A 13,391-nucleotide genomic window follows, 5' to 3' on the forward strand; every position below is an offset into this window, starting at 1 on the left:
CGGAAGGCTTTTGCTATTTTTACACTATGGAAGAACAAAACGAAAATCAATTGAATATTGAGCTTTCTGAAGAAATTGCAGAAGGTATTTATTCAAATCTTGCAATTATAACCCACTCAAACCAGGAGTTTGTACTTGATTTTATCAGGATAATGCCCGGTACCCCAAAAGCTAAAGTAAAATCACGCATCATTATTACTCCTGAGCATGCCAAAAGATTATTAACTGCGCTTGAGGATAATATTGAAAAGTATGAGGCCGCTAATGGCCGTATTAAAATACAGCAAGATCCGTCATCATTCCCCATGAACTTTGGTGGCACAATGGGACAAGCATAAACTGCATATCGTTTTTCGTGCCGAATTAACGATATTTGCATTTTATTTTTAATCTATCTAAAACCAAAGATGCCCCAATTCAATTTTCCTGAGCATAAAAAAGCAAGAATTTGTGTAATAGGCGATATCATGATCGACCATTATATCAATGGTTCGTGTGATCGTATTTCGCCCGAAGCACCTGTACAGGTTGTTGATGTTACCGGCGAATTTTACAGCCTGGGCGGTGCGGGTAATGTGCTGAAAAACTTACAGGCATTTGGCGCCCAGGGCTCGCTCATTAGCCTTAATGGCAATGATGATACAAGCGCCATTGTAGTAGATGAATTGGAAAAACTGAATCCGGGTTTTTATGAACTGATAAAAGACAATAACCGTCGTACAACCATAAAAACACGTGTAAGTGTAAACCGCCACCAGTTGATCCGTTTAGATAAAGAAGATAAGTTTTATTGCAGCGACGAGATAGCAGACGAGATCTACCAGTCGTTAGAAGCAAAGATCATGGAAATAGATGCGGTAATATTATCTGATTATTGTAAAGGTGCGTTGAGCTCATACCTGGTAGATAAGATCATAAAACTATGCAATGGACATAATGTAAGCACCATTGTCGATTCAAAGTATAAGGATCTGTCAAAGTATCGCAATGCTACCCTGATCAAACCTAATAAAAAAGAAGCGTCATTGGCATCAGGAATAAATATTGTTGATGATGTTACGCTTGAACAAGCCTGTAAAAAAATTGCGGATGTTACAGCCTGTAAAACGGTGGTTGTTACCCTGTCAGAAGATGGCATTGCAATCTACAGCAACGGCAAGCTTGATAAAAAGCCGACAAAGGCACTTGATGTTTTTGATGTAACCGGTGCCGGCGATACGGTAGTTGCCGCATTAAGTTTTGCATTAGCCAATAGTCTGTCAATATCCCAGGCTTGCGATTTTGCAAACAGCGCTGCTGCGATTGTAGTGGCCAAGTTTGGCAGTGCCGTGGCAACGCTGGACGAAATTAACAATCTGAATAACAACAAATAATGGAAAAGGCTTCCAAAATATATATAGCCGGTCATCGGGGGATGGTAGGTTCGGCAATTTACCGTAAACTACAAAAAGAAGGATTTACCAATATTATCACCCGTGTATCAGCTGACCTTGACCTGCGCAACCAGCAAGACGTAGCTGATTTTTTTGCACAGGAAAAACCAGAATACGTGTTTTTAGCGGCGGCTAAGGTTGGCGGTATTGTAGCAAACAATACTTACCGGGCCGATTTTTTGTATGAGAACCTGCAAATCCAGAATAATGTTATCCATTCATCATATGTTAACGGCGTAAAAAAGTTGATGTTTTTAGGTTCAAGCTGCATTTATCCAAAGCTTGCTCCCCAGCCGCTTAAAGAAGAATACCTGCTCACCGGTTTACTTGAAGAAACTAACGAACCCTACGCTATTGCGAAAATCGCCGGGATAAAAATGTGCGATGCTTACAGGGCACAATATGGTTGTAACTATATATCAGTAATGCCTACTAATCTTTACGGTTATAATGACAATTATCACCCGCAAAACTCGCATGTACTACCTGCTTTGATCCGCAGGTTTCATGAAGCAAAAGAACAAGGGTTTGAAACAGTAACCATTTGGGGAACCGGAACGCCCAAACGTGAATTTTTATTTGCAGATGATTTAGCAGAAGCTTGTTATTTTTTAATGAAAACTTATGATGCACCTGGCCTTATAAACATAGGGACAGGTGAAGATCTGTCAATCAAAGATCTAGCTCTCCTTATCAAAAAAATTATTGGATATACAGGCGAAATTAAATTTGACACCTCTAAGAGCGATGGTACACCAAGAAAATTAATGGATGTTAGTAAACTGCATGATAAAGGATGGAAACATACAATTGAATTAGAGGATGGGATAAGATTGGCTTATCATGATTTTTTGGTGAATGAAAATACACGCATTGCATAACCCAAAAAAGCTACAGATACTGTTTAACTAGTTATAAAAAAGCTTTTATTCAGAGATTATAAATCGGAAGCCTGTTTGTTGATTAAAAATATATCTTTGTAATTTATCTCTTGAGTCAAGAATAATGTTTGATCAACAACCAAATCAATCACCTAAACTTTTTCAAAACCTTGAAGATATACTAATAGCTGTCATTGATTTGGAATATATTTATTTGAATCTGGCAGTTAGGTTTACGAATAAATATAACGTAAATAGCTTTGGTACTAAACAAAGCCGTATTAATGAATTAAAAGCAACTGTACTTCAAATTTCTCATTACCAATCAGCTAAATTTGATTGTTATTATAATGTATTTTAATTAAAATATAAACCTGTTTGCGAATGCTATTGGCATAGTGTAATAAAAATTAAATGAATAATATTAAAAAGTACTTATCTGTGTTGCTGGTTTTCATAAGTATTTTAGCTTATAAACCAGTATCAGCTCAATCTATTCCGCAAAACATGTCAAATGTTAATGTAGATGACCTTTCGGATGACCAGATAAGGCAGTTGTTACAAAATGCTCAATCACAGGGAGTAAGTGATGCACAGTTGTTACAGTTAGCCCAAAACAGAAATTTACCGACCGCACAAATACAGCGTTTGCAAGCAAGAATTACCGAAGTACGCCGAAAAGATGGTAATACGGCTAATTATGGCGGAGGCAATAATGCTGATACAATATCTCAATCACGGCGTGCAAATTATCAGCAAGGTGATACTTCAAGACAAAATAACAGAATTGATGTTTTTAAGGAATTGCAACCAAAAATATTTGGTGCATCTCTTTTCAGGAATAATAATCCCAATACGTTTCAGCCAAATTTAAAAATTGCAACACCCGTTAATTATGTTGTAGGACCTGATGACCAGCTAACTATTAATGTTTATGGAAATTCTGTAGCTAATTGGAACTTAACTGTATCTCCGGAAGGTAATATTAATATACCTGGGGTAGGAATAGTAAATGTTGCAGGCAAAACAATTGAAAGAGCCACCGAACAGATAAAAAGCAAATTGGCCACAAATAATTATGCTATAGGCCGCGGAACTAATGTACAGGTTAATGTAGGTAACATACGCAGTATTAGCGTAAGTTTGCAGGGCGAATTAGCTAAACCGGGTACGTATACTTTGTCATCATTATCGTCTGTGTTTAACGCTTTGTACGCAGCCGGCGGCCCTAATGATATAGGTTCATTCAGGCAAATACAGGTCAGGAGAAATAACAAAGTAATACGACACCTGGACTTATATGATCTTTTAGTAAATGGTAGCCAAAAAGACAATATTGTTCTTCAGGATCAGGATGTAGTTTATGTGCCCGCCTATGACAAACGTGTTGAATTAAAAGGCGAGGTAAAAATACCTGGTTTATTTGAAACATTACCTAACGAAACGCTGCAAGATTTGCTACGCTTTAGCGGTGGTTTTACAGATCGTGCTTACACACCACGTATAAAAGTTATACAGGTAAGCGGTCAGCAATATCGTTTTAAAGATATTTTTGAAAAAGATTATAAAACATACATTCCGTTACGGGGTGATAAATTTACGATCAGCAGGATTATTGACCGTTATGAGAATAGAGTAACTATAAACGGTGCCGTATTTATGCCTGGTGATTTTGAGCTGCAGGACGGATTAACCGTATCGCAATTGATTAAGAACGCCGGAGGTTTAAAAGAGGACGCTTTTACAGGTCGTGGTAGTATTACAAGGCTTAATCCAGATAACTCAACTTATCAATTATCATTTAGTATTCAGGATGCTATGACTAAAGCATCTGCTGATATTGTCCTGCAAAGAGAGGATAGCGTGAGTATTACCTCAAAGTTTGATTTACATGATAAATATAAGGTTACTATAAAGGGTCAGGTAAGAAAACCAGGTGACTTTGCTTATGCAGATAGTATGAAAGTGGCTGATCTTATCATTAAAGCAGGTGGTTTTTCAGAAGGAGCCAGCCCTAAACGTATCGAGGTATCACGCAGGATATATGATAGTGATCCTACCATAAAAGATAGTAAAGTGGCCCAGGTATTTAGTGTAAACGTTGACACTAATTTAAAATTTGCAGATATTATTTTTTCATTAAAACCGTTTGATATTGTTTCTGTATACAGCCAACCTGGTTATGAAATACAAAAAATAGTTAAAGTTGAGGGAGAAGTTATTTATCCAGGGTATTATACTATACAAAAGAAAAATGAAAAAATATCAGACCTGGTTGCACGGGCTGGTGGATTAACCGCATCTGCAGATGTTGACGGCGGTAGTTTGAAACGTGACAACGAGGCTGTACTGGGTGTAGACAAAAACAAGATCGATACTACTGAATTGAACAGAGAGCGAAATGAGAGGTTAAAGCGGTTTCAAGGAACCTATACTGCTAAAGACAAAGATTCTGTTAAAACCACTACTGATACGGCACAATTAAGAAATAATTATATCGGTATTAACCTAAAAAAAATATTACAAGGCGCAGGAACTGGCGATGATTTGATATTAGAGAATGGAGACGTTTTACGAGTACCTAAACAACAACAATTGGTTAGGGTAAACGGAGAAGTATTATACCCGAGTGCAATAGTTTACACCGGAGGTAAAAATTTTAGAGGATACGTTTTAAATGCAGGTGGCTATGCACCAAAAGCTTTAAAGCGGGGTGCTTATATTGTATACCCTAACGGAACGGTAAAAGGAACCTCTAAATTTCTTTTTTTCAATATTCATCCTAAAGTAAAACCTGGCAGCGAAATTTTTATACCTAAAAAACTACCGGGCAACAATAACACAGCTCAGCTAATTTTAGGTTTTGCTACTGGTTTAGCGTCATTAGGTGCCATAGTAGTAAGTCTTGTAATAAGCTCTAAACGATAATTAGTATATAAGATATATGGACAAAACTAATCAGAGATTTGAGGCAAATAACTCTGACGAAATTTCTTTAAAGGAAGTCGTTCTTAAAATTAAGGAATGGTACCGTTTTATCTTATCTAAATGGAAGGTTATTTTAATTGGGGGCTTTATAGGCGGCATTTTAGGGTTAACTTATTCTTATCTAAAAAAAACAATATATAAAGCCGAGTTAAGTTTTGCTTTAGAGGATGAAAAATCATCTGGTGGGGGGCTTGGTGCTGCTATGGGTTTAGCCAGCCAATTTGGAATTGACTTAGGCGGGGGTAATAGCGGTGGGGTTTTTTCTGAAGACAATCTTCTTGAATTGATGAAATCACGTTCAATGGTAGAAAATACCCTGCTTACTGCAATTTCTATAAATGGCCAACAACAAACATTAGCCGAATTATATATTTCTTTTAACAAATATAGGCCAGATTGGAGTAATAAACCGGCTTTAAAAAACATTCGATTTTTACCAAATGCTGATCGTTCAAAATTTAGCTTGCAACAAGATAGTATTTTGGGTGTTTTTTATAAGGATATCACAAAAAACAATTTGACAGTTGATAGAACAGATAAAAAATCAACTATTATCACTGTAAAAGTAAATTCAAAAAACGAATTGTTTTCAAAATTCTTTACCGAAATATTGGCTAAGACGGTTTCAGACTTTTATGTGGAAACTAAAACTAAAAAATCAGTTCAAAATGTAGCTATACTACAACGCCAAACTGATTCTGTAAGGCATGAATTAAATGCCGCAATTACGGGTGTTGCTTCGTCAGGTGATCTTAATCCTAACCCTAATCCAGCATTGCAGATATTGAGGGTTCCGTCCCAGCATCGCCAAATTGATGTACAGGCAAATCAGGCAATTTTGACACAATTAGTGGCAAATTTAGAATTATCTAAGATTGCGTTACGTAAAGAGACTCCGCTAATACAAGTTATAGACAAGCCAATACTGCCTTTAGAGAAGGATCAATTTGGTAAGGCAAAAGGATTTGTTTTAGGTATGTTTATTTTAATATTTGTTACAACTTTTTATTTAGTTATAGTTAAATTTTTAAAATCAATAATTTAAATAGCTGTAAATGTTTATTGTGAAAAATACTTGATTTTTATTAATAAGACAGTGCAATTAGTTTCAATCATTATGCCTGCTTTTAATGCGGGTTTAACTATTAAAGAATCAATTGATTCTGTATTAAGACAATCTTACAGCAATTGGGAACTTATTATAATTAATGATGCATCTACTGATAATACAGCTTCTGTTATAGACGAGTATTTAAATAATGAAAATAGGATAGTTTTAATCAATTTAAAAAAAAATGGTGGATTACCTAATGCCCGTAATGAAGGTATAAAAAATGCTAAGGGAAAATATATCACTTTTTTAGACTCGGACGATCTATGGTTTCCAGACAAATTGGCGACACAAATAGAGTTTCATGAAAAACATCCTGACATTAATATTAGTCATTCAAAATATGAGCTATTTGATAAGTCGGGAATTGTAAAGAGACCGCTTAAAAATATAGTTGAATTTAATTACAAACGACAAGGAGATCTTCGCCCAACTATTTATTCTGTTAATACTGTTGGAGTTTTAACTGTTATGGTTAACAGAGAATTGCTTAATAAATCAGGTTACTTTGATACGAATTTATGGACGATGGAAGATCAGGATTTGTGGATAAGAATAGCAGAGCTTGGCGAAAACTTTGGTTACATAAATAAAAGTCTTGCTAAGTACAGATTAAATGTAAATGGGATTACGCACAATTTAAATAAATATAAAAAAGCGTATAAAGTGCTTATTAAGAAGTATGAAAATGAAATTTCCCGGTTAAATGCTACAAATATGGCTTGGGCTTATTACTACAGATATTTTGGCATAGCTCATTTTAAAAAAGGTAATTATAAAATTTCGGTTCTGTATTTAAAAAAATCTATAAAGCTTGATAGATATTTTCTAAATAAATTATTAACAACCGTATCTTTTTTTAAGGCTTTATTTAAACATTATTTTTAATAAAGTACAGGAAGTGATATAATACATTGAAAAAATACATTATTTGATAGAGATATGATAGTTGTTAAGATTGTAGGTGGATTGGGAAACCAGCTTTTTCAATATTCTTTTGGTAAGGCAATTGAGGCGCATACCGGCTTACAGGTTTATTATGATGTAGATGATTTTAATGGAAAATACACGCTTCATAAAATCTCCCTTCAGCATTTTAATGTTAATATTCATAAAGCGTCTATAAAAGATATACAACAACTATCATCAATTTATAACAAAGCCAAATACAAATTATACAGAATTACTAAAGGTGGCGTAATCAATAAAAAAGCGCTAAACCTTTATCGTGAAGAGGGTACCCTGTATGATGCAGATGTTTTTTCTTTATCATATGACAATATTTATTTTGACGGCTATTGGCAATCAGAAAAATATTTTAGGAGCATCCGAAAGTTGCTTCAGCAGGAACTTATTATCACGACCGCTCCAAGCCAAGCTAATCAAGCTGTTATTGATAAGATAAATAGCTGTAATGCTGTATCATTGCATATAAGGCGTGGCGATTATGTTACCAATATTGTATCAAATGAAATTTATAGTACTTGTTCTTTAGGGTATTATGAACTGGCATTCAATTATATTTCTGAAAAAGTTAGTAACCCCATTTTTTTCATTTTTTCTGATGACATTAACTGGGCGAAAAATAATTTAGACAGTAAATATCAAATGGAATTTGTTGACTTAAATGATGCTGATCATAATTATGAGGATATGAGATTAATGAGCTATTGTAAACATAATATAATAGCCAATAGCACATTTAGTTGGTGGGGTGCATGGCTAAATAATAATGATAATAAAATAGTTGTAGCGCCTAAAAAATGGTTTAATATTGATTCGCGTTCGTCTGTTGATTTAATACCTGAAAGTTGGATCGTGTTTTAGTAAAAAGCTTTTTAAAGGTTACGCAGATAGCAGCTTATTAAATGCATTTATTTAAAATAGTATAGTGTTTTTAAACGCAATAAAGAATAAAATATCCGAAAGAATAGCTAACATAAATGGCGATTCAAAGACCAAAACATTAGTTTCTAATGTTAAATATTCTGTTGTAATAAAAATTGTGACAGTTGCAATATCCTTTTTATCAGTTCCGCTTTTAATAAATTATTTAAACAGCACCCAATACGGTATATGGCTAACTATTTTAACATTTACAAGTTGGTTTACACTTTTTGATTTAGGCCTTGGCAATGGCTTGAAAAACAAACTAATTGAATTTATAACAAAAGGCAATATGAGCCTTGCCCGTAAATATGTTACTACAACATATATGTCAATGAGCTTAATATGCATTTTATTGTGCATTATAATATCATTATTTGACATGTATATCCCATGGGATAAAATTTTTAATGTCCCGGTGTCCTTACAAAGTCCAGTTGCTACCGCAACTACTTTAGTACTGATATTTACTTTATTAAGTATGATCTTGAAATTGATTAACAATCTTTTATATGCTAATCAACAATCTTTTAAAGTAGACATTATCAACTTTATTACACAGCTAACCGGCTTTATAGCGCTGTGTGCTGCTAAAATTTTCCTAAAGTCATCATTAGTTACAATAGCCTTAGTTTTTACTTTGTCGCAACTAAGCGTGCTGATTATTATTAATGTTTACTTATTCAGAAAAAAATTCAGAGAATTGATTCCCTCATTTGTTGATTACGATTTTGCACTGACAAAAGAAGTAATGAGTATTAGCGGAAGATTTTTTTTTATACAGATTGCAGGATTGATAATGTACATGACCGACAATTTTATAATCGCTAATTTGTTTGGGCCTAAAGATGTTACCGTATACAATATCGCTTTAAAATATTTTACAGTCTTATCTACAGCATGGGCACTTATAATTGTTCCATTGTGGCCAATGATCACTAAAGCCTATTATTCAAATGATTTAAACTGGATTAAGAAAACACTTGATAAGCTTCTTAAATTACTAATTGTAACTATAGCTGTTGGTGTAATTATGTTTTTTTTATCAGGCATATTTTACAAGATATGGGTAGGCCGGGCTGTTTATATACCATCATCAGTAAGTTTAGTAATATTACTTTACAGTTGTATAAGCATATTTGCAACTATTATGGCCACTTTTATTAACGGCACAGGTAAAATAACGCTTCAGGCATACATCACAGGCGGGGTAGCCGTAATTAATATTCCATTGGCTATATTTTTTTCAAAAGTATTAAATTTTGAACTTATAGGAGTGCCCTTAGCCACAGCAGTATGTTTATTGATTTCTTCTATCTTTGCCTTTCTGCAAGTAAAAAAAATAATTAGTGTAAAGGCAGCGGGTATTTGGGATAAATAATAAATGAACAACAGAAAAAAGTATAGGGTAAAATTCACATTTCCTCATGACTGGCCAATAATGAGGCAAACTCCAAAATTTAGTGGAACATGGGGCGATTATGAATTTTTTTTAAACAACGCGGTTACTGAATGCGATTTTTGGGTTCTTTTTTCAAAATACGATTTAAAAAAAGAAGCATGCTATTGCCCGCCTGAAAATATTATATTTATGCCAAGCGAGGCATATTCAATAGAGCAGTTTAGCAAGCAATTTTTAAAACAGTTTGCATTAATTATTACTTGTCAAAAAGAAATCGTACATCCTAATGTAAGCTATAATTTGGGTGGTCATCCCTGGTTTGTAGGGAAAAATTACGATGAGCTTTTAGAAATGGCGCCCATTAATAAAACCAAGAAAATTTCTTTGATAACATCTAACAAGGTAATTACTGACGGACACAAAAAACGGTTAGATTTTGCCTATAAACTAAAGGAATATTTTAAAGACGATATTGATTTGTTTGGCAGGGGTATTAAAGATTTTGACGATAAATGGGATGTACTGGCACCGTATCAATATTCAATAGCTATTGAAAATGATTTCTGTGATGATTGGCTCACTGAAAAGTTTTTTGACTGTCATTTATCATTTACTTATCCTTTTTATTATGGTTGTCCAAATGCAGAGAAATATTTTTCGCCGAAATCGTTTAGTCGTATCAATATTGATGACTTTAACCATAGTGTGAAAGTAATCGAAAGCATATTACTTAATGAAAATTATTATACAGAGCATCTGCAGTTTTTGGAGGAAGAAAGGATTAAAGTGTTAAATAATTACAACATTTTTCCGTTGTTAACTTCTTATATGGATAATATGAATCCTTTTGCTGAGAAAAAAGAAGTTGTTATTTCTCCTGAATTTTCAATGCGTCGGTATATAAAAAAGATATTTCAGACTAATGGCATTCGGTAACATAATAAAAAAGATAAAAAGAAAATTTTTTGATGATAAGAGATTTTCAAAATGCGAAATAATGGGTACGGCTTACATTAGTGACGATACTTCTATAGGCGAATACTGTTATGTAGGATACAATACTTTTATTACAAAGAGTAATATTGGCAGGTATTGTTCCATCGCCAATAACGTATCAATTGGAAATGGAGAACATTTATTAAATAACATATCTACCAGCAGCCTTTTTTATGATAATCCATATGAGGTTTTAACTTCAAAAAAATGTGAAATTGGTAATGATGTATGGATAGGAGTTTGCAGCACCATTAGACGGGGTGTTAAAATAGGCAATGGTGCAGTGATTGGTGCTAATTCATTTGTAAATAAAGATGTACCCCCATACGCAGTAGTAGGCGGCGTGCCTGCAAAAATTATTAAATACAGGTTTTCAGAAAAGCAGATTGAAGATATAGAAAAAAGTAATTGGTGGGATTTTGATATTGCTGAGGCTAAATTTATAATTTCACAAATTAAATTAACTGGAAATAATATATAGGCCTGTATAATATAACAGATAGGATAGTTTCATTAGCATTATTACTATATGATTGAAAAAAAATCAAGGATATTTATCGCAGGGCATAAAGGAATGGTAGGTTCTGCAATTGAAAGATTGTATAAAAAAGAAGGCTTTACCCAATTAATTTTAAAAGATAGAAAAGAGCTCGATCTGTCAGACACTAATGCTGTTAAAGAGTTTTTCTTAGCCGAAAAACCAGAGTATGTTATTTTGGCTGCAGCCAAAGTGGGCGGTATACAAGCAAATATGAATCAGCCTGTTGAATTTTTGTATGAAAACTTATTAATACAAAATAATATTATAAAGGAGGCTTATTCAAACAATGTTACAAAGCTCGTTTTTTTGGGAAGCTCATGTATATATCCGCGAGAATGCCCGCAGCCAATGAAAGAAGAGTATCTTTTAACTGGCAAACTTGAGCCTACTAATGAGGGGTATGCATTAGCAAAAATAGTTGGCATAAAATTACTTGAAAGCTATTACAAAGAATATGGTTTTAACAGCATTAGTTTAATGCCCTGTAACCTGTACGGTACAAATGATAGTTTTCATCCACAGCATGCTCATGTGCTATCATCGCTTGTGCGCAAGTTTACAGATGCTGTAGATAATGGTATTAATGAAGTTGAAGTGTGGGGTAATGGTTCTGCCATGCGTGAATTTATGCATGTGGATGATGTAGCCAGGGCCGTTTTATACCTGATGCAGAATTATAATAATCCTGATTTTATTAACATTGGTTGGGGTACGGATATATCCATTAAAGAACTTGCTGAATTAATTGCGCATAAAGTTGGATTTAAAGGGAATATTAAATGGGATACTTCAAAACCCAACGGTATGCCACGTAAATGTATGGATGTATCAAAAATGCGTGGGCTGGGTTTTAGCCCATGCATAACAATTGAGGATGGTATACAGCAAACAATTAATGAATATAGAGAACTAAAACTAAAAAATACTATATGATACCTTTAATGAAAAACGCTTTTTTAAATGAATATGAAACTAAACACGCTTTAGCCGATTTCATTTTAAAAGCAAATAGATTAAGCATGGATACCAAATGCGTTGAGTTTGAAAACGCTTTTGCAAATTTTCAGGGGCGAAAATCGGCCGTTTTATTCAATAGCGGAGGTAGCGCAAATCTGGCATTACTTCAGGCCTTAAAAAATCTTGGTAAACTAAAAGAGGGCGATCAGGTAGCATTTTCAGCCTTAACATGGTCAACCAATACCATGCCTATAATACAGATGGGGCTTGTTCCAGTACCGTTAGACTGCGATCCATCAACGCTTAATGTGATGTCTGGAAACTTGCTTGAAAGGCTTGAACAAGCACCAGAGATTAAGGCACTTTTTTTAACCAATGTTTTGGGATTTCTTGGTGACATTAATGAAATAAAAAATATCTGCAACGAAAGAAACATCATTCTTCTTGAAGACAATTGCGAATCATTAGGTACTGAATTGCCCGAAGGTAAAGCTGGCAATTTTAGTTTAGGTTCAACTTTTTCATTTTTCGTGGCACACCATATGTCAACTATTGAGGGGGGGATGATATGTACTGATGATGAAGATTTAGCCGAAATGTTAAAAATTGTGAGAGCTAATGGTTGGGATAGAAATCTTTCATCAGCGCAGCAGTTTAAGTGGCGAAAGAAATTTAATATTGATTCTGAATTTCAGGCAAAATATACTTTTTACGATCTTGGATTTAATTTCAGGCCAACAGAGATAACCGGATTTTTAGGACTGTATCAATTGAAGTTTTTAAAAGAAAATATACTGACCCGCCAAAGCAACTACCTTCGGTTAGAAAAAATCTTCATTGAAAATCCTGATTTGATACATCTGAATCATAAACATATAAATGTGCTTTCGACATTCGCTTTTCCGGTAGTATGTAATAACAGTACTATCAGAACCGAATATCTGTCAAGGTTTGCAGGTGCAGGTATTGAGATCAGACCTATGATAGCAGGCAATATGCAAAATCAGCCATTTTATAAAAAATATGTTAAAGAACAATACGATTTGCCAGGAACAGACTTTTTACATGATTGTGGGTTTTATTGCGGAAATTATCCTGAATTAACAGAAAGTGATTTAGAAGTAATTAGTAGTTGCTTATACAAATACTAATTAATAAAAAAAGTACGGCAGAAGGATGGTTCAAAAGCCTATAA

13 protein-coding genes are annotated in these 13,391 nt (G+C 34.1%); all 13 read left to right on the forward strand.

Going from position 1 to position 13,391, the window contains the following annotated elements; translation table 11 throughout:
* Positions 1-26 precede the first annotated feature (26 nt).
* The 13 genes from FO440_RS11055 (at position 27) to FO440_RS11115 (ending at position 13,347) form a co-directional block, all read left to right on the forward strand.
* Positions 27-338, forward strand: coding sequence for a DUF3467 domain-containing protein (locus tag FO440_RS11055; RefSeq protein WP_144248328.1), 312 nt, complete (start codon positions 27-29; stop codon positions 336-338).
* Between the two features lie 69 nt (positions 339-407).
* Positions 408-1,373, forward strand: a complete 966-nt coding sequence (locus FO440_RS11060; RefSeq protein ID WP_144248329.1) for a bifunctional heptose 7-phosphate kinase/heptose 1-phosphate adenyltransferase — start codon at positions 408-410, stop codon at positions 1,371-1,373.
* Complete coding sequence (gene fcl, locus FO440_RS11065) at positions 1,373-2,314, forward strand: GDP-L-fucose synthase (RefSeq protein ID WP_144248330.1); 942 nt, start codon at positions 1,373-1,375, stop codon at positions 2,312-2,314. Before FO440_RS11060 ends, fcl begins: the two co-directional genes overlap by 1 nt.
* 124 nt (positions 2,315-2,438) lie before the next feature.
* Positions 2,439-2,675, forward strand: a complete 237-nt coding sequence (locus FO440_RS11070) for a hypothetical protein (protein WP_144248331.1) — start codon at positions 2,439-2,441, stop codon at positions 2,673-2,675.
* A gap of 53 nt (positions 2,676-2,728) precedes the next feature.
* Entirely contained in the window at positions 2,729-5,242 is a 2,514-nt protein-coding gene (locus tag FO440_RS11075; RefSeq protein ID WP_144248332.1) for an SLBB domain-containing protein, read from the forward strand.
* Positions 5,243-5,258: 16 nt separating this feature from the next.
* Complete coding sequence (locus FO440_RS11080) at positions 5,259-6,347, forward strand: lipopolysaccharide biosynthesis protein (protein WP_144248333.1); 1,089 nt, start codon at positions 5,259-5,261, stop codon at positions 6,345-6,347.
* Between the two features lie 72 nt (positions 6,348-6,419).
* Entirely contained in the window at positions 6,420-7,301 is an 882-nt protein-coding gene (locus FO440_RS11085) for a glycosyltransferase family 2 protein (protein WP_144248334.1), read from the forward strand.
* A 54-nt stretch (positions 7,302-7,355) separates the two neighbouring features.
* Complete coding sequence (locus FO440_RS11090) at positions 7,356-8,240, forward strand: alpha-1,2-fucosyltransferase (protein WP_144248335.1); 885 nt, start codon at positions 7,356-7,358, stop codon at positions 8,238-8,240.
* A 64-nt stretch (positions 8,241-8,304) separates the two neighbouring features.
* Complete coding sequence (locus tag FO440_RS11095) at positions 8,305-9,681, forward strand: oligosaccharide flippase family protein (protein ID WP_186292644.1); 1,377 nt, start codon at positions 8,305-8,307, stop codon at positions 9,679-9,681.
* Between the two features lie 3 nt (positions 9,682-9,684).
* Positions 9,685-10,638, forward strand: coding sequence for a glycosyltransferase family 10 domain-containing protein (locus tag FO440_RS11100; RefSeq protein WP_144248337.1), 954 nt, complete (start codon positions 9,685-9,687; stop codon positions 10,636-10,638).
* Positions 10,625-11,179, forward strand: coding sequence for a CatB-related O-acetyltransferase (locus FO440_RS11105; protein ID WP_144248338.1), 555 nt, complete (start codon positions 10,625-10,627; stop codon positions 11,177-11,179). The genes FO440_RS11100 and FO440_RS11105 overlap by 14 nt, the downstream gene beginning before the upstream one ends.
* A 48-nt stretch (positions 11,180-11,227) precedes the next feature.
* Positions 11,228-12,172 (forward strand): GDP-L-fucose synthase family protein, encoded by a 945-nt coding sequence (locus tag FO440_RS11110; protein WP_144248339.1) that lies wholly within the window; start codon positions 11,228-11,230, stop codon positions 12,170-12,172.
* A gap of 8 nt (positions 12,173-12,180) precedes the next feature.
* Positions 12,181-13,347, forward strand: coding sequence for a DegT/DnrJ/EryC1/StrS family aminotransferase (locus tag FO440_RS11115; protein WP_144248340.1), 1,167 nt, complete (start codon positions 12,181-12,183; stop codon positions 13,345-13,347).
* The last annotated feature ends 44 nt before the right edge of the window (positions 13,348-13,391 follow it).

The organism is Mucilaginibacter corticis, from assembly GCF_007558865.1.
GTDB classification, from domain to species: domain Bacteria; phylum Bacteroidota; class Bacteroidia; order Sphingobacteriales; family Sphingobacteriaceae; genus Mucilaginibacter; species Mucilaginibacter corticis.